Source organism: Paenibacillus litoralis, from assembly GCF_046244365.1.
In the GTDB taxonomy this organism is placed as follows: domain Bacteria; phylum Bacillota; class Bacilli; order Paenibacillales; family NBRC-103111; genus Paenibacillus_V.
This window is the reverse complement of record NZ_CP176395.1, coordinates 7,453,269-7,469,985: the sequence shown is the minus strand read 5'-3', so window position 1 is coordinate 7,469,985 and position 16,717 is coordinate 7,453,269. Positions and strand designations below refer to the sequence as shown.

Genomic DNA, 16,717 nt, shown 5'->3' with positions numbered 1-16,717 from the left:
GGAAATCCATGAAAGCCATTAAGCTTCGGCCGTTCATCCCGTCAGGCGAAAACTACGATCTGGCGCAGCGGTTTTTCGAAGAGCTGGGCTTCGAGAAGATCTACTCAAGCCAGGAACTGAGCATCTTTCGCACAGGAGAGCAGGAGTTCTTCCTTCAGAACTTCCACAAGCAGGATTTTCAGGACAATTTCATGGTGGAATTGGTTGTCGAGGAGCTCGATGCGTGGTGGGAGCATATTAGGGCCGCGGCGCTCGAAGAGAAGTATCCGATCAAGCTGAAGCCGCCGGTTCTGTACCCGTGGGGGAAGCGGGAAATTCATCTGATCGACCCAGCCGGCGTTTGCTGGCATATTTCCGAAGCGGTCAACTAGCATTTTTATCAAAAAGAACATCGAACCGAAAGCGGAGCTTTCCGTTCGATGTTCTTTTTGCTGCACGGAATCCGCGGCGAGAAACATGCCGTTACTAGAACGGAGTGCTCTCTGTTCATCCTCCGCTATGCCCGATCAGGAGAGATTCATCTCCTTCCTGTATTCCCCGGGCGGCACCCCCGTACTTTTCTTAAAGAGGCGGATGAACGAGTTGACGTTCTGGTAGCCGACGCGCAGCGCAACGTCCTGGATGCGCAGGTCGGTTTGCCGGAGCATCTCCTTTGCCTTGTTCATCCGCACCTCATTCAGGAAGTCGCTGAAATTGACCCCGGTCTTCTCCTTGAAATAAGTGGACAGGTACGACCCGGTAATGTTCAGCTTCTCCGCGAGCATATCGAGCGATATATCCTCTGCATAATGCCGCTCCAAATAGTCGGTCACATAACTCGTCACCGGATCGCTTTCTTCCTTCTTGCTTCGGACCAGCGCGGCCGCTTCGCGCAGCATATGCTCCAGATAACGGCCAAGCTCTTCGTACGTAAAGCACTCCCGCAACCGGTCGTACGGATCGAGCGGATGAAGGAGCGGAGCCGCTTCGATGCGGAAGGCTTGCAACGTCTTCAGAACGTGATCCGTTATCTCTTCCGCGAAGGCGTAAGCATGGCGGGCGCTTGCGTTTTTTCCGTTCATGAGCTGCAGGCTGCGCTGCACGATCGGCACGGTGACGGTATCGTTGCCGCTCGCAAGGTTGGCGGCAAGCTCTTTTTCCTCCGCTGCGCTCAGCCTGAACCTCTTATCGTCCTTCCACTCGCCGCTATGGCCGGCAATGATCTGGGATTCGTCCGCCAGCCTGCGCAGGCTCAGCAAGTCCGAGACTTCCCCGTAAGCGCCGGCAAAATCAACCGATTGGCGGTTAAGCGGACTGACGGCTATCGTCACGAGACACCATGCCTTATCGAGGTCGAAAACCTGCTTCATCCGCTCCAGGATGCCGTTAACCGGCGATCCCGAATCCTGTCCTTTTCGCTCAGGCGATCCGGCTGCAGCGGATTCCTCAGCTTTCTCCCCAGTTTCCTCCGCAAACAAGATCGCCATCACCTGATCCTTCTCGATCTGCAGCGTCAGCGATTCCGGGAACTCCCTGGAAAGCGTCGCGTGGATATATTCCCGGATAAAGTAGGCGGCCCTTTCCTGTTCCGTATCCAGCTCATCCTTGAGCGACTGCTTGAACGTCAAGTGGAACAGGACAAGCCTGAACGGCTTGTTCGGATCAAGCGGGATTCTCAGCGCTTTATCGTCGGTATGAATCATTTTGAGCTTGTTGGTGTAGGCGTAGTACTTGAGCAGCGAGTTTTTGGTCGGTCAATTTTATGAATAAGCCGGGGCTGTTCCGCTGGATCTACGTCGCCTCGGAAATATGGCAGCATGTCGGCTGGGAAACGATCATTTATTTGGCGGCGCTGACGGCGATCGATCCGATGCTGTATGAAGCGGCGGATATCGACGGAGCCTCCCGGTGGCAAAAGCTGCGCGCGGTGACGCTGCCCGGCATGGCGCCGGCCATTGTGATTCTCCTCATTATGAACGTGGGCCATGTACTGGAGATCGGCTTTGAAAAAGTATATTTGCTCGCCAATCCGGCCATTTACGAGACAGCGGATATTTTCAGCACCTATGTGTACCGGGTCGGGCTGACGCAGGGCAATTTCAGCTACGCGGCGGCGATCGACCTGTTTACCGGCCTCGTCAGCCTCGTCTTCTTGTATGCGGCAAACTCCATAAGCAGAAAAGCGGGGGAAACGAGTCTATGGTGACCTGGACCTTGAACGTTACCGTTACCGGCCGGATATTGCCAAATGAAGACAGGAGGAAGCGGCATGCGTAAACGAACCAGCTTGTTTTCCATCATAAACGCCGCGCTATTACTTGTGCTGGTTGTAGCTACGCTGTACCCGTTTCTGTATATGGCGTCCATCTCGTTAAGCTCGACCGTTCATGTGCTGAAAGGGGAGGTCAGCTGGTATCCGAAAGGGTTTACGCTGTCCGTCTACAAGCTGGTGCTGCAGGATCCGCGCATTCTGCGATCTTATATGAACACTTTCGTCTACGTAGCGGTCGGCACGGCCGTATCGCTGATCGTGACGGCAACGGGCGCGTATGCGCTCTCCAAAAAAGAACTGATTTTCTCCAGAGGCTTCACCCTCTTGATCGTTGTCACGATGTTTTTCAGCGGGGGGATGATTCCGACGTTTCTCGTCGTCAAGACGTTCGGCCTGATCGACACGATCTGGGGGATGGCGCTGCCCGGGGCTGTCAGTACGTGGAATCTGATCGTTATGCGGACGTTCTATCAGGGAATTCCGGGCGAGCTGGAGGAGTCGGGGCGGATGGACGGATTGACCGATTTCGGCATTTTCCGGCGCATCGTACTTCCTTTGTCGAAGGCGGCCTTCGCTACGATCGGCCTGTTTTACGCCGTCGCGTTGTGGAACAATTTTTTGCTGCCGCTGCTTTACCTGCGCGAGCCGGATTTGTTTCCGCTTCAGGTAATCGTGCGTTCGATCGTATCGGCAGGGCGAATGAATTCCGGAGAGGCGTTCAGTGTCGGCGGCGACAATGCGGTGGTGGAGGATTCCTATAAATTTGCCGTCATTCTGATCGCTACCGTTCCGATCCTGCTCGTGTATCCGTTTATTCAGAAATATTTCGTCAAGGGCGTCATGATCGGCGCCATAAAGGGATGAACCGGCAGCCGCGCTTGAAAGGGGGGATGCGTTTCGCCGCACTGACGGCGGAAGCCTTGAACAAGACTTAGCGAAAGGCGGACTGTACCGCCGGCTCGCATCGTGGGCATTTGTGGGGATCAATGAAGGGGAAAAGCAGTTGGAACACGAATGTAATGGTGTCGCTGAAAACGAAATCAGGAGTGATCACAGTGATGAATTGGAAAAAAGGAAGTACTCTCGTTGCGGCAGCCTCCATGCTTGCCGCGCTAGCCGCAGGCTGCGGCAGCGGCGATTCCGGCACGAAGACGGCGGGCACAAGCTCAAGTCCGGCCGCGAGCGGCAGCGTATCGCCCTCCGCTTCGGCTGCACCGGCCGTGCCGGTCAAGAAAACGTATACGATGCTGACCGAATCCCAAGCGAACTGGCCGTACAGCAAAGATTGGCCGGTCTGGAAATGGCTCGAGGAGAAAACGGGCGCGACGTTCGACGTTCAGCTGCCTTCCGGGAAAATCGAAGATTCGCTGAATCTTGCCATCGCTTCCGGCAATATGCCCGATATGATGTATATGCCGAACCGGACTTATGCGAACAAGTACGGCCAGCAGGGCGCGCTTGTCAACATTTTGGAGTATAAGGACCAGATGCCGAACTTCAAGAAATGGATGGAGAAATACCCGAAGGTGACCGAATCGTTCCTGTCGTCCGACGGCAAGCTGTATTTGTTTCCGAACGAAGGCTTCGGCGAAACGAACCGGACGATCTGGCTGTACCGCGAGGATATTTTCAAGAAAAACAATCTGAAGCCGCCGACGACTTACGACGAGCTTTATGCGGTCGGCAAGAAGCTGAAGGAGCTGTACCCGGCCAGCTATCCGTTCTCGTTCCGTTTCGGTATGACCGCGATGCTCAATATGGCGCCCAATTTCTCTACGAGCGAAGCGTATTATACCGACGAGAAGACGAAGGAGGTCAAGTACGGGCCGACGGACGACAACTACAAGAAAATGGTCGAGTACTTGAACAAGTTCTATGAAGAAGGACTCATTCCGCCGGATTGGCTGACGCTGGAGACGAAGCAATGGCAGGATTTGCTGTCTACGGACAAAGCGTTCATTACCGTCGACTATATCGGGCGGATCGACTTCTTCAACTCGGCGCTGCGCAAAGAGAAGCCGGGTTTCAATATGGCGTTCATGGCGCCTCCGGCCGGCATAGCGGGCGGCAAGCAGCAGAACCCGTATACGCAGGTCATCGACGTCGGCTTTGCCGTATCGTCCAAGTCCAAGAACGTCAAGGATCTGATGAAGGTGATGGATTTCTATTACAGCGAGGAAGGCCGCGACATGCTCAGCTGGGGCAAGGAAGGCGAAACGTTCACGATGGAGAACGGCAAGAAGAAAATCAAAGCCGACAAGTTCACGGACGTGGCGGATATGCGCAAAAAGACGGGGCTTGCTACCTTCGGCACGTATGCGTGGATCGATTATGACGCCCATTTGTCGCTTGCATCCAAGGAGCTGCAGGCCGCTTATGCGGAAGCCCGCAAATTCGACAGCGTCTACCAGCCGAAGCCGGCTTACAACGAGAAGGAGACCGAGGTCATTTCGACGACGGGGACGGAGATCGATAAATACCGCGACGAACAGATCAGCAAGTTCATTCTGGGTGAGAAGAATCTGGAAGACTGGTCCAAATACGTCGACGGCATCAACAAGCTCGGCTTGAAGCAGGTGACGGACATTTACAAGGCGGCGCTGGAGCGCACGGCCAAGGCGAAGTAACGTGAACGGGGAAGGCGAATGAAACCGCGAACGGAAGCAGGTACGCCGGCGTTGGAGCCTTATGCGATTTTACTGATCGTCCTCCACCTGCCGGTAGCCGGGCGCGACGCAGAAAAACCTCCATTCCCCTGTGACGACAGCGGGACTGGAGGTTTATTCATTGGATCGCGGTTATTCGGCGATCAAGGTTTCATGAGGCCGCAAGGTATCCGTTGTAAGTCTTTTGATGGGCGAGCTTAACGAATTAGCGGATTGGGCTCGCAGTCGATAAGGCTCGGCCCAATAAGCAGACTGCAGCCCTAGTTTCGAGTCCGATAGACCGGGTTATAAATCGACGGTAAAGGGAGTCGCTTCTCATCAGCTTTGGACCAAACCGCCCTATGCATTAATTGGAATGGTTTAGCAGGCTGGTCATCAATCTGCCCAATGTTTCTTTCCCGATAAAAGGTGCAAGACCGGCGAGCAGATCCGGGCTAAGCTTGGAAGCTTCCGCTTCTCCGATTAGTCTTTCGAGATGTTCCCTGCCGAGGAAGGGAGCCAGTCCGATGATCCGGCTCGCATCCAGCTCTCCTTCCGTTACCCGGTCAACGAGCCGGTTCAACGTCTCGCGTCCGATAAACGGAGCCAGCGATTGAACGGTATCCCAGCTCAAAGCGCCTCCCTCGGCTTGCTGCACGAGACGGTCAACCTGCTCCCGGCTCAGGAAGGGAGCCAGTCCGATGATCCGGCTCGCATCCAGCTCTCCTTCCGTTACCCGGTCAACGAGCCGGTCCATCGTCTCGCGTCCGATAAACGGAGCCAACGATTGAACCGCATCCCAGCTCAGCTGTCCTTCCTCGGCCCGTTGTACAAGGCGATCTAACTGATCCTTGTTAAGAAACGGCGCGATCCCGATAAGATGGCGCATGTCAAGGGAGCCTTGTACCGTTTTATCGACCAGCCGGGTTAACGTATTGGCGTCAAGGAACGGAGCAAGGCCGGAGATGACCTCCCATTGCACATCGCTTTCGTCGCCTTCGGCTGCTTGACGGACCGCAGCATCCAGCGTCTCCGCTCCAAGAAACGGCGCCAATCTTAAAATGCCGTCCCAGGGCAGGCGGCTGGCATGCAGCCGTTCGGTTACCTTATTGAGGGCGCTTGCTTTCACTAGCGGAGCTGCTTCGACCAAATCCTCCACGCTAGCCTCTCCGGTATTCACGAGCTCCGCTGCACGCTCCGGTTTGTTGTTGGCGATTTCCTCCACGATGGCTCCGATTCCCCGGTGCTCGGCTTGCTCCGCCGTTTCTTCCCCGTGCAGGATGGCGTCAACCGTTCTTCCGAATAAGCGGGCAAGCGGCTGCAAGGTTCCGATGTCCGGCATCGACTCGCCGCGTTCCATTTGGATACCGCCTGATGACTGACATTCAACCGGTCTGCAAGCTCTACTTGAGTCATGTCTTGATCTTTGCGAAGCTTTGAAATATAGGCTCCTATTTTACGAGAATCCATCATGCTATCATAGTCCTCCCGAACGGAAAATTGCAGTGCGCACTGTCAAAACCAGCATAGCATATCCGCGGCTGGCCTCCTATCAAGCGTTGGTTGAATCCGTATGCCCGAGCGATTCAACTGCCGGTAGAATCGGAAATCGCAGCAGCCGCGCGTTGCTCGAAACAGAAAAACCGGTGCCGCCCAGTAAGGGGACGACACCGGTTTGCTTCGTTGGGTATTAAGCTTCCGCAGCCGGCTTGGCTGCTCCGGCCGCTTCCGGCATCCGGTTGGAGGTGCGGAGCGGGATTTCCCGCAGGAACACGACCAGCAGCAAAGCGACAACAAGAAGTGCGCCGCCGGACAGGAATACGGTCGTCAGCGAATGGCTGAGCGCATCTTTCAGCATGTCGATCATTTTCACGAACATCGGTTGAATTTGATCGGGCAGCGAAGCCTTGATTTCATCCAGCTTGGAGTGATCGAGCAGCAGCTGGGGATTTTGCAGAGCGGCCATTTTTTGGGCCGTTGCTGTGTCCAGCTGCGACATGTCGACGCCTTTGCCGTCCGCCATATCCGCCTTCAGATTGCTAGCAAGGCTGGACGACATGATCGTTCCCATTACGGCGATTCCGATCGTGCCGCCCATGTTGCGGAACAACTGGGAAGAAGCGGTGGCTACGCCCAGCATATTCGGAGCGACCGCGTTCTGCACCGTAAGCGAGAACACCGGCATGCCCAGTCCGAGTCCGAAGCCGAATACGATCATGCTCAGTACGGCGAACCAGATGCTGTTCATGTAAGCCATCATGATCATACCGGCAACCATGATGAGAATGCCGAGCAGCGCGAATCTTTTGTACTTGCCGGACTTGGTGATCAGGCGTCCCGTAACGGCGCTGATGATGACCATGCTGATCGACATCGGCATCGTCACGTAACCGGAATAAGTCGGCGAAATCCCTTCAACCCCTTGCACGAAGAACGGCAGGTAGATGAGCGCGCCCATCATGCCGGCGTTCATCAGGAAGCCCGAAAGGTTCGAGATCGTCACGATGCTGTTGCGGAACAACGAGAGCGGAAGAACCGGGCTTTTGACCTTCGTCTCCACGAAAACGAAGATGAGCAGAGAGACGAAAGCGGCCGCGAACAGTCCGATAATTTGCGAAGAGCCCCAATCATATTTCGTGCCTGCCCAGGAAAAGCCGAGCAGCAGCGGAACGATCGTCAAGGTCAGGAACAACGAGCCGAAATAGTCGATCGACTCCGATTGTTTTTTATCCACTTTCGGGAACAATAGCATAATAAGTACGAAAGCTACTACGCCGAGCGGCAGGAAGAGCCAAAACACCCATTTCCAGCTCATGTGATCGACGATAAAACCGCCCAATGTAGGGCCGAGTATGCTGGAGAAGCCGAACACGGCCATCATGATGCCGGTCCATTTCCCGCGTTCGCGCGGAGCGAACAAATCCCCTACCGCCGTAAAGGCGGAAGCCATAATAATACCGGCGCCGATCCCTTGAATGCCGCGGTACGTAATCATTTGAAAAATATCGGTCGAAGTGCCGGTCAAGAACGCTCCGATCATAAAAAAGACGATACCGGCGAGTATGAACGGCTTACGGCCGTAAATATCGGACAGCTTGCCGACAAGAACAGTTGCGATCGTCGATGTCAGCATATAGATCGTGATTACCCACGTGTAATAATCCATGCCGCCGAGAATGGCAATAATGCGGGGCATCGCCGTACTGACGATCGTTTGGTTGATTGCAGCGAAAAACATACAGGCGATAATCGCAATCATAATCGTTATTTTTCGCTTATGAGTTAAATGTTCCATTTAATTGTCCTGCTCCTTTTCTAGTAGATCTACGTGGTTTAATACATCGCTTAAAATACGTTTTAAATGCTCTACATCCTCGTCCGGCAGATGTTTGAAAAAAGCAGAGACCGTTTCCTTGTTTTTTTCCAAAAGCGTCTCGATCACCGATTTTCCTTGATCCGTCACCCGCAAAAAGACAACGCGCCGGTCGTCTCCGCCCCGTTCCCGGTCGACGAGGCCTCTCTCGAACAGCTTATCCGCAACGCCGGTAATGGCGCCGGGCGTTACGTCAAGCGCTTCGGCAAGCGCCGCGACTTTTTGGGGCCCTACCAGGTTCAAGTGATACAACATGCGGAACTGCGTAATGGACAATTTATCTTCGGCCACTCGGATGTCCCATTCCTGCTTCATTCTTTTGTATAAGCTTTTCATGAGTACATGAATCTCGAGTGACTGGTAGCCGCTTGTCATTTCTGGCCTCCTTGTCCTTATAGTTTAGTTATAAATAGTTTAGTGATAAAAGATTATTTCTGCATTTTATCGCGATTCGTTTACACCGTCAATTCGGCTGTAAGGGCCGGAATTGCGGTTTTGAATGAAATAAGAGCGGCATCCGCGCAATATGCCGGATTATCTGTCTAATTCGGGCGGTATTGTGCCGAAGACGCGATAATGGATAGTAAAGGCGTTCAATAGCCCGTTTCGCCAACGGCAGCGCGTAGTATCCCGGAATTTTCATCCCTACGGGAAAACACTTTGAACATAGCGTCCCCCAAATCCGTTGTTTTGTTGCGAAGAGATCCCGGTTAAGGTATCTCTATGAAAATGATTGAGGAACGGCTTCTTATTCAAGTCCGCATAAACAGGATTCATAGAGCAGCCCGTCAGAACCGCCATCACAACCGCCATCATAAAACACTTCATAAGAAGCCAACCTACATAAAGCCACCAACCCCAAGCGACCAACCCAAAGCCCACCAACCCAAAGCCACCAACCCAAAGCCACCAACCCAAAGCCACCAACCCCAAGTCACCAACCCAAATCCACCAACCCAAATCCACCAACCCAAAACCGCCAACCCACAGCCACCCACGCAAAATCACCATCACAAATCCCAACAGTCAGGATAGTGAACGTAAGTTCACTAATACTGAACCTATCTTCACTATTTGGGCTATAAATGCGCCACCATGCGAAATAGTGAAGGAAAGTTCACTAATAGTGAACCTCACGGCCAAATAGTCGCGTTTGCTTCACTATCCGCTCGAAAAAGGGGGAATGGGGTGGAAATAGTGAATCTACGTTCACTAATAGTGAACGTAGATTCACTCCCTCTGTTCGTAGTGATTATCTCACGAATACTCGCTCATTCGCAGGATTTCACCATTCTTTGAAGCAGGCTTTCCGTAGAGGCAAGGACCTGACCCGTTGGGAGCATCATTTTGGGTATGCGGGAATAGAGGAAAGGCCTCAATCCCCAATCATTTCCGTTATGATGCACGTATACTCCACAATCGTCTTGGTGGTTTACCCTCCCAATTCTCAACGGGTCTTCGCCCTTACATTCCTTCGTTATACCTATCCAAGAGGTGGAGGCCGAAATGCTAGTGTAACGGGTCAGTGCCCTTTGTGAACCCACATTCGGTACTCCGTGCTTATGTGTTTTCCATCCTGCGAATGAGCCAAAATACGTACGCTAACCTTTGTGTTCCCATGCTACTTTCCTCTTGTGAAACATGTTGCCCAAGTGGGAGCCTCCTAGGCTGCAGCCTCTTGTACATCGTTCGCCCGAAAGGCTTCCCCTCGTTTTACCATACCTATCATGATCCGTGTTAGTTTACCGATCAGTTTAAAGACGGAGCGATGCTTTTTCATCTTCTTTTCTTTTACGTTTTGCTCGTGCCACCGTTTAAACTGCGGGTTATTTGTAATCAAGGACAAGGTTCCCAAATACAGATATTTGCGCAGCTGTCGCCTGCCTCGTTTTGAGATTCCTACTTTGCCTTCGTATTTCCCCGAGCTGTTATCCGTTAAGTTGAGACCCGCTTGGGAAAGGATCTGTTGTCCATGTGCATACTTGCTTATCTCTCCGCATCCGGCCAATAAAGCGGCTATGAACAGCGTGCTCAGCCCCTTTATGGTGCGAAGTAGGTTCACCACATCCGGTACCTGGGCAAGTAGGATGTCGAGCTCATGCTCCATCTCCTTTAGCCTTTCGGTTAACCGTTCATAGTCCTCTACAAGCCGCGCAATTTCTTTACGCGCTTCTTCACATCCAACCTTACTCCCAACAGAACTACGGGCTACAGCGAGGAGCCTGGCGGCCGTTTCTAGTCCTGTCTTCCCGCCTGCACGCTTCATGCCGCCTTCTTCCTTCCAGCCGGTAATCATCTGCTCAGCTGTCATCGGTGCGATATCTTCGGGCAGCGGGAAAGCCTTCAGCGTGGCGACTGACCGCGCAATCTCCCAGTCGGAAAATACCAGTCTGTACTCAGGAAAGTGAATATCCAGCCAGCGGTGAAGTCGGCCCTTCAAGCTTGTCAGTTGCTTGACCCAGTATTCGCGGTCGTTCATTACCATGCGCAACCGCCGATAGATGGCTGCGTGCCGATTGTAAGTGGTGTAATATCCACGGCTTACGGCATCGGCAATGACCAGCGCGTCTTTGATGTCGTTCTTGGATTGGCTGTTATCTCGGTTTTCCTTGTTACGTTTTGTGGTCAGGGGGTTAACGAGAACGACCTCATGGCCAAGGTCCATCAACCAATCGGCCAAGCTGAACCAATAATGTCCGGTCGGTTCAAGGCCGATGATGAGTGAGGAGAGGCCTTTCTGTTGTTGGAGTTGTCCGATCCATCGTAAAAGTTTCCCAAAGCCCTCTCCTTGATTCTCGAACGTGACAGGTCGGCCTATCTCTAATCCACGGTAAGTAACGGCACGAGCCACATGCCGCTCCTTGGCAATGTCGATACCGATAATGAGATGATTCGTAGAAATTCGTTCAATCCGTTGATTTTGTACGTCTCTTTGTTTAAACTTCATAGTAGAGCACCCTCCCATGTGGATCTGTTAGTCACTGCCCGTGACATGATCTACTATACAGAGGGTGCTCGTGCTTTACAAAGCCGATTTCTTAGCATCTACAGGAATGCTATGGACACTGATTGTCCCTCTCTAAGATGCTTCCTGCTTCTCGGCTTACCAAAAGCGAGCTTGGAGAATGGGGCCGCCTTAAGAAGACCTCCATCCGCCTAAAGAGAAAAAGGATCGAGCAGGGAGTACACTGCTCAATCCTTTTTGAAAACTTCTAGGCGGCTGACCATCTCAGCTTCCGGGACAGCCTCGTGCTTGCAGGAGCTGCGAGTCAAAATTCGCAGGAGAGCTATTCCCGGTTCTTAACCGGCAGGCGCAAGATCGTCCTCATCGCCTGCGGCTCGACTTTGCGGGGGTCGGAGAGATAGATCTCGTGGTGCAGCCCGTTCTGCACCAGACCGTTCGTTTGCATGAAGGCGTGCATGCTGCCGAACGTTTCGGGCTCCGTTTCATAGGGGCCGATATGCATCATCTGCACGCAGCTTCCTTCCTCGAGCGTCTCAAATTGTACCGCATGCAGAGTCGCCAAATCCTTCTTCTTTTTGACCGCGTCGACGCGCGCTTGCTCGACGGCGCTCGCCGTTACGAATGCCGGAAGGCGGATCAGCAGCTTCCAGTGCCATTCCTCGCGGGGCACCTCCAGCGCATGCTTGTCCGATTGAACCCACCAAAGCCCTTCGAGCTTGGCGACGGTAAAGTCCGCAGCTTCCTTCTTACAGATCGCTTTGACGGCATAAGCGAGCGTGTATAAGGCTTCTGTGGCATTCGTAAAAGCTTCTCCCTTCGGGGCTCCTTTGCCGGCTGCGGCGAGGTACGGAATAAGACCGAACGCCTTCAGCTGCGGCTCGGAAGCCGAGGCTCCGTAATAAGTCTTATCGGTTTTGGCAAGATCGATTTTGTCCATGTTCGTTCACTAGCTCCCTTCAATGGTAGGTATCCCTATCATAACCGCTCTTCCCTGTCAGACGCTGTCAGGGAAGAGCGCGGGAATGTCATCCGCCTATCGCCGAAGCGGTGCGGTGACCGGCAAACCATTCATGGATGGCGTCGATCGCGCGAGCCTCCTCTTCTGCCGGAAAAAGATGGCCCAGCCCTTCGAACAGCGTCAGCCGATGCTCCGCCTTCGCCTGCTCGAGCGCGCCGGCCAGCAGCCGGCCGTGTTCGACGCTGACGTTATCGTCAGCCGTTCCGTGGAGGATCAGCACGGGCCGCCGGATGCGGTCCGCCCATGCCAGCGGCGACCGTTCGATGTACGCGTCGCGGTCTTTACGCGGGTGGCCGACCACGCGCTTCAGCATGCGGCGCATATCGACGCGCTCCTCATAAGTGAGCAGCAGATCGCTGACGCCGTTCCAAACGGCGGCAGGCCCGGCGTCGGCGCAATCGCGGGCGGCCAGCAGCGCCATGATCGCGCCGCGCGAGAAGCCGACGAGCGCGACCGGATCGCGGGAAGCTTCCGGCAGCGAGCGCAGCAGCGTGATCGCGTTATATACGTCGCGGCGGTCCTCCCCGCCGAAACGGTCGATGCCTTCGCCGCTTGAAGAGCCCCGATAGTAGGGGGCGAATACGGCGTAGCCCTTTGATGCGAGAGCGGCGGCGTGATTCATTCTGACCATGCCGAAATTGCCGATTCCGCCCCGGCAATAGATCAATCCGGGGTAAGGGCCTCCCGAGCCGGGGACGATCAGCGCTCCTTTTACATGTAAGCCGTCGCTGTTATAAGTAATTTCACGCAGGGAGAAATCGGGCGAGGGGTAGTCCAGTCTCACGCTGGAGACGATCGTCCCGTCCCCCGGCGATGCTTCGATGTCTGTGGTCATCGTTATGCTCCTTGTATCGGCGCTTTTGCCAGTATCATACCTTTGCGTAAATGCTTATGCAAATAAGCGGATAGGAAGGCGGCGAGCTACCGATATAGGGTGGCTTAACCCGGTGTTCGGCAGGAAAGGCGAGAACTGTCCTTTTGTTGTCGCGATATGCCGAGTCCCCTATGATTTGGTACAATTGGTACATGACATAACGGGCAGGATCAATCAGACAAGGGGTGTTCACGGTGATTAAGGTAGCGATTATCGGGGCAGGCGGCATTGTGACTAGTCATTTGGAAGCGTTTAAACAAGTGGAAGGCATGCAGGCGACGGCGATTGCCGACATCAACGAGGTAAGGGTAACGCAAATGGCAAACGAGTACGGTTTGGCTCCATACACGGATTACAAGGTCATGTTGTCCGAGCAAAAGCCGGATGCGGTCATTATCACGCTGCCGCATTTTCTGCACAAGCCGGCGGCCGTCGCCTGCGCGGAGCTCGGGTGCCACATTTACTTGGAGAAGCCGATGGCCATGGACGAAGCCGAATGCGACGAGATCATGGCGGCGGCCGAGCGGAACGGCGTGCAGCTGATGGTCGGCCATACGCAGCATTACCTCCCGTCAAACCGGAAAGCGAAGGGGATTATTCGCGGCGGAAGCCTAGGGAAGCTGATTATGATCAACGATCAGCGCCATTCCTTTTATTTTCCCGAAACGCGACCGGGGTGGTTTCTGGAGAAGGCCAAATCGGGCGGGGGTATCATGATGAACCTCGGCTCGCATTCGCTTGACCGGATTCAATGGCTGACGGATAGCCGGTTTACCCGGATTAAGGGCTCGATCACATTCCACGCCGACAGGGGAGACGTGGAGGGCAGCGGACTGATTTATGGACAAACGTCGATCGGCGTACCGGCCGTTATTTGCCAATCGGGGTATAAAGGGGCGCAAACGAATATGGCGGAGCTGATGTTCACGGGCGGCATGCTGAAGATCGATGCGGGCGGCAAGGTAGAGATCAGCAGGGGAGGCGCCTACGAGGAAGTGCCGGTCGAAGATCAGACGTCGCCGTTCCTGCTGCAACTGGAGGACTTCCGCAAGCAGATCGAAACCGGCGAGCAGCCGTATTGCAGCGGCGAATATGCGAAGTCCGTCATTGCGGCCGTCCAGGCGGTATACCGCTCGCATGAGCTGGGAGCCGAGGTCGATGTGATGACGGTAGGGAATACGGCAGGCTAATGACGGCTGCACGACAGAAGAACCGTGTGCGAAACGGCGCAGAAGCGCCCAACGCCACGGTTCTTCCGCTTTATTTCCCGAATGCCAGCATCGTTTCCGCAATGATTTCGGCAGCAAGAGCCACCTGCTTCAATTCCACCCATTCATCCTTCGTATGCGCCTGACCGATCGATCCGGGGCCGAAAACGACGGTCGGAATACCCGCGCGGGTCAGCTTACTGGCGTCGGAGCCGTAGGGTACGCCGAGCGTCTTGACCGGGCCGGCCTTCGCCGACGCGGTAGCCGTCAATAAACGGACGATCTCGCTGTCCGGACTCGTATCCATGGCATAGTCGAGGACGAACGGCGGGTGCACGACAACCCGGAGCGCCTTGTCCGGGGCCTCGAACCGCGCCATCTCCTCTTGGATGTCGCTCCATACTTGCTCGCTGTCCTCGCCGGGAATCGTGCGCCGGTCGATCTTGATCCTGCATCGCTCCGGAATCGTATTCGGCGCTACGCCGCCTGTAATTTCCGTCACGCTCAGCGTCGCTTGACCGACTAGCGGGTGCGATGTCCCGCGCAAACGATCGTTCATCGTGCCGTCGATATGGCGAACGACCTTCATCATGCTGCCGATGGCGTTAACGCCTTCCTCCGGCTTCGAGGAATGGGCGGAGACGCCGATCGTCTCGATCTCGCAGCGGACAACCCCTTTATGCGCGATGACGGCCTGCAGCTCCGTCGGTTCGCCCACAATCGCCGCGGCAAACCGGTGCTCCGTCTCCAGCACGTCCAGCACGCCGATAAAGTTGACCTCCTCGTCGATGGTCGCCGCCAAATAGACGGGTACCGGAGGCTTGATTCCGTTCACGACGAACCATTCCACGGCAGCGAGCATCGCGGCCAGCGACGCCTTCGTATCGCAGGAGCCGCGGCCGTACAGCTTGCCGTCGCGCACTTCGGCGCCGAACGGATCGATCGTCATATTGGCCGTCTGTACCGTGTCCATATGGGCTTCAAGCAGCAAACCCGGCGCATCGATAGCTTCTCCTTGCAGAATCCCGATGACGTTCGGCCGATCCGGGCGGACCTCCCTGCGCTCGGCCGTGAGCCCTAGCCCGGCGATGAAAGCTTCCACATAGTCGGCTACGGCCCGTTCGGGAACGCCGCCCTCGAAATTCGGATTGACACTTGGAATGCGCACCAAATCCTGCAGCACGGCCCGTACTCGTTCTTCCTCTATTTTGATGTTCATCGCGTCGGCACTCCTCGGTAGTATGGCTTAGTAATTACGGCCCCGGGCATCTACCCGGATACGCTCCACGACACGATCTCCGCGTACGCCGTAGACATAATCGTTCAGATTCGGGATAACGCACGAATGATTCGGAATAATGTCGATGCGGTCGCCGATTGCCAGCGCCGTCTTGGCCGGGTCGAAGCGCAGCATGCCGTGCTCTTCGTTAAGAGCGGCTATCTTCACGTCCGGCCGTCCCACTACGATGCCGAAGCCGTCGCCGTGATGCGAGCGGTCGCTCGTCAGCGCTTTCGTGCCCGCATCGATCGTAGCCATGCCCGGCAGCGGCATGCTGACGACGGTGGCCGCAACGCGCAGGGCGCAATCGGCTTCCTCGGCAAGGCCCATCTGAACGGCGGACACGTCATTAAAAAGGTAATTTCCCGCCCGAACCTCCGAAATGCCGTGCGCATGCTCGCAAAGCTTGGCGGTAGGGGTCGAGCCGGAGCTGACGGTCCGTACAGGCACGCCTGCCTGACGCAGATCGGAGACAACCCGGCCGATCGTTTCCGATTCGGCTTCTACGGATGCGGCGATGGCCTCGGGATCGCCATTGCGGTAGATGAGTCCGAAATAGGCCATGATGCCGTCGATTTCGATGCCCGGCAGCTCGCGCAGACGCAGGGCGAAATCGACGATGTCGTTGCCCGGCTGCCGCCCGCCGCGATGAAGGCCGCCGTCGAGCTCGATCAGGACGCGTACCGGCTTGTTCGCGCGCACGCCGACAGACGACAATCCAAGCGCCGCTTCCCAGCTGTCTACGGTTACGGCTACGCGAATACGCGTATGCAGCTTCTCGAGCCGCTCTAGGTTGCGCTCCCCGATGATGGCGAAGGCGATCAAGATGTCATCGACGCCTCCATCCGCGAACGCTTCCGCCTCGGACAGCTTCGCTACGGTAATGCCCACCGCGCCGGCGGCAAGCTGCAGCTTCGCCAGCCGCAGCGATTTATGGGTTTTGATGTGGGGGCGGTGCCGGATACCGTGCTTGGCAAGCTTGGCTGCCATTCGCTCGATATTGCGATGGGCCGCGTCCAAATCGACATAGGCATAAGGCGTTGCAGGCGTTTCATTCTTCCATGAGTCTTTTGTCCAATCCATGACCGTTCACCTCTTTACGAA

General features: G+C 55.2%; 14 protein-coding genes and 1 pseudogene. 5 read left to right on the top strand and 10 right to left on the bottom strand.

The annotated features are described in order from the left end of the window. Nucleotides 1-8: 8 nt before the first annotated feature. Nucleotides 9-371 carry a hypothetical protein gene (locus ACKGJP_RS31495; protein WP_409342694.1) on the top strand — a complete coding sequence of 121 codons (363 nt, stop codon included), beginning with the start codon at nucleotides 9-11 and terminating at the stop codon, nucleotides 369-371. Nucleotides 372-506: 135 nt separating this feature from the next. Here ACKGJP_RS31495 and ACKGJP_RS31490 read toward each other — a convergent pair whose 3' ends face one another. Next, nucleotides 507-1,682 (bottom strand): helix-turn-helix domain-containing protein, encoded by a 1,176-nt coding sequence (locus ACKGJP_RS31490; RefSeq protein WP_409342693.1) that lies wholly within the window; start codon nucleotides 1,680-1,682, stop codon nucleotides 507-509. Nucleotides 1,683-1,732: 50 nt separating this feature from the next. Between ACKGJP_RS31490 and ACKGJP_RS31485 the strand changes: the two are divergent. The 3 genes and pseudogenes from ACKGJP_RS31485 to ACKGJP_RS31475 form a co-directional block, all read left to right on the top strand. Next, nucleotides 1,733-2,185: pseudogene (locus tag ACKGJP_RS31485) on the top strand (ABC transporter permease subunit); the annotation flags it as partial. A gap of 63 nt (nucleotides 2,186-2,248) precedes the next feature. Continuing rightward, complete coding sequence (locus ACKGJP_RS31480; protein ID WP_409342692.1) at nucleotides 2,249-3,115, top strand: carbohydrate ABC transporter permease; 867 nt, start codon at nucleotides 2,249-2,251, stop codon at nucleotides 3,113-3,115. Nucleotides 3,116-3,309: 194 nt separating this feature from the next. Further along, nucleotides 3,310-4,878, top strand: a complete 1,569-nt coding sequence (locus ACKGJP_RS31475) for an extracellular solute-binding protein (protein ID WP_409347304.1) — start codon at nucleotides 3,310-3,312, stop codon at nucleotides 4,876-4,878. 385 nt (nucleotides 4,879-5,263) lie between these two features. Here ACKGJP_RS31475 and ACKGJP_RS31470 read toward each other — a convergent pair whose 3' ends face one another. The 7 genes from ACKGJP_RS31470 to ACKGJP_RS31440 all read right to left on the bottom strand — a co-directional run bounded on the left by ACKGJP_RS31470 (nucleotide 5,264) and on the right by ACKGJP_RS31440 (nucleotide 13,087). Beyond that, nucleotides 5,264-6,256, bottom strand: coding sequence for a hypothetical protein (locus ACKGJP_RS31470; protein WP_409347358.1), 993 nt, complete (start codon nucleotides 6,254-6,256; stop codon nucleotides 5,264-5,266). A 330-nt stretch (nucleotides 6,257-6,586) separates the two neighbouring features. Continuing rightward, nucleotides 6,587-8,191, bottom strand: coding sequence for an MDR family MFS transporter (locus ACKGJP_RS31465; protein ID WP_409342691.1), 1,605 nt, complete (start codon nucleotides 8,189-8,191; stop codon nucleotides 6,587-6,589). Further along, nucleotides 8,192-8,644 carry a MarR family winged helix-turn-helix transcriptional regulator gene (locus ACKGJP_RS31460; protein ID WP_409342690.1) on the bottom strand — a complete coding sequence of 151 codons (453 nt, stop codon included), beginning with the start codon at nucleotides 8,642-8,644 and terminating at the stop codon, nucleotides 8,192-8,194. A gap of 270 nt (nucleotides 8,645-8,914) precedes the next feature. Beyond that, complete coding sequence (locus ACKGJP_RS31455) at nucleotides 8,915-9,238, bottom strand: hypothetical protein (protein WP_409342689.1); 324 nt, start codon at nucleotides 9,236-9,238, stop codon at nucleotides 8,915-8,917. A gap of 694 nt (nucleotides 9,239-9,932) precedes the next feature. Beyond that, entirely contained in the window at nucleotides 9,933-11,216 is a 1,284-nt protein-coding gene (locus ACKGJP_RS31450) for an IS110 family transposase (RefSeq protein ID WP_409342688.1), read from the bottom strand. 340 nt (nucleotides 11,217-11,556) lie between these two features. Continuing rightward, nucleotides 11,557-12,171 (bottom strand): GyrI-like domain-containing protein, encoded by a 615-nt coding sequence (locus ACKGJP_RS31445; protein WP_409342687.1) that lies wholly within the window; start codon nucleotides 12,169-12,171, stop codon nucleotides 11,557-11,559. Between the two features lie 88 nt (nucleotides 12,172-12,259). Beyond that, nucleotides 12,260-13,087 carry an alpha/beta hydrolase family protein gene (locus tag ACKGJP_RS31440; protein ID WP_409342686.1) on the bottom strand — a complete coding sequence of 276 codons (828 nt, stop codon included), beginning with the start codon at nucleotides 13,085-13,087 and terminating at the stop codon, nucleotides 12,260-12,262. Between the two features lie 233 nt (nucleotides 13,088-13,320). Here ACKGJP_RS31440 and ACKGJP_RS31435 point away from each other — a divergent pair, with 233 nt between their 5' ends. After that, on the top strand, nucleotides 13,321-14,316 hold the full coding sequence (locus tag ACKGJP_RS31435; RefSeq protein WP_409342685.1) for a Gfo/Idh/MocA family protein: 996 nt from the start codon (nucleotides 13,321-13,323) through the stop codon (nucleotides 14,314-14,316). 70 nt (nucleotides 14,317-14,386) lie between these two features. Here ACKGJP_RS31435 and ACKGJP_RS31430 read toward each other — a convergent pair whose 3' ends face one another. Next, on the bottom strand, nucleotides 14,387-15,553 hold the full coding sequence (locus tag ACKGJP_RS31430) for a M20 family metallopeptidase (protein WP_409342684.1): 1,167 nt from the start codon (nucleotides 15,551-15,553) through the stop codon (nucleotides 14,387-14,389). A 27-nt stretch (nucleotides 15,554-15,580) separates the two neighbouring features. Then, nucleotides 15,581-16,696: an alanine racemase gene (locus ACKGJP_RS31425; protein WP_409342683.1), complete on the bottom strand. Its 1,116-nt coding sequence runs from the start codon at nucleotides 16,694-16,696 to the stop codon at nucleotides 15,581-15,583. Nucleotides 16,697-16,717: the final 21 nt, after the last annotated feature.

Coding starts and splice junctions, on each gene's coding strand:
- ACKGJP_RS31495 (WP_409342694.1), top strand. CDS start 9: ATGAAAGCCATTAAGCTTCGGCCGTTCATCCCGTCAGGCGAAAACTAC.
- ACKGJP_RS31490 (WP_409342693.1), bottom strand. CDS start 1,682: ATGATTCATACCGACGATAAAGCGCTGAGAATCCCGCTTGATCCGAAC.
- ACKGJP_RS31480 (WP_409342692.1), top strand. CDS start 2,249: ATGCGTAAACGAACCAGCTTGTTTTCCATCATAAACGCCGCGCTATTA.
- ACKGJP_RS31475 (WP_409347304.1), top strand. CDS start 3,310: ATGAATTGGAAAAAAGGAAGTACTCTCGTTGCGGCAGCCTCCATGCTT.
- ACKGJP_RS31470 (WP_409347358.1), bottom strand. CDS start 6,256: ATGGAACGCGGCGAGTCGATGCCGGACATCGGAACCTTGCAGCCGCTT.
- ACKGJP_RS31465 (WP_409342691.1), bottom strand. CDS start 8,191: ATGGAACATTTAACTCATAAGCGAAAAATAACGATTATGATTGCGATT.
- ACKGJP_RS31460 (WP_409342690.1), bottom strand. CDS start 8,644: ATGACAAGCGGCTACCAGTCACTCGAGATTCATGTACTCATGAAAAGC.
- ACKGJP_RS31450 (WP_409342688.1), bottom strand. CDS start 11,216: ATGAAGTTTAAACAAAGAGACGTACAAAATCAACGGATTGAACGAATT.
- ACKGJP_RS31445 (WP_409342687.1), bottom strand. CDS start 12,171: ATGGACAAAATCGATCTTGCCAAAACCGATAAGACTTATTACGGAGCC.
- ACKGJP_RS31440 (WP_409342686.1), bottom strand. CDS start 13,087: ATGACCACAGACATCGAAGCATCGCCGGGGGACGGGACGATCGTCTCC.
- ACKGJP_RS31430 (WP_409342684.1), bottom strand. CDS start 15,553: ATGAACATCAAAATAGAGGAAGAACGAGTACGGGCCGTGCTGCAGGAT.
- ACKGJP_RS31425 (WP_409342683.1), bottom strand. CDS start 16,696: ATGGATTGGACAAAAGACTCATGGAAGAATGAAACGCCTGCAACGCCT.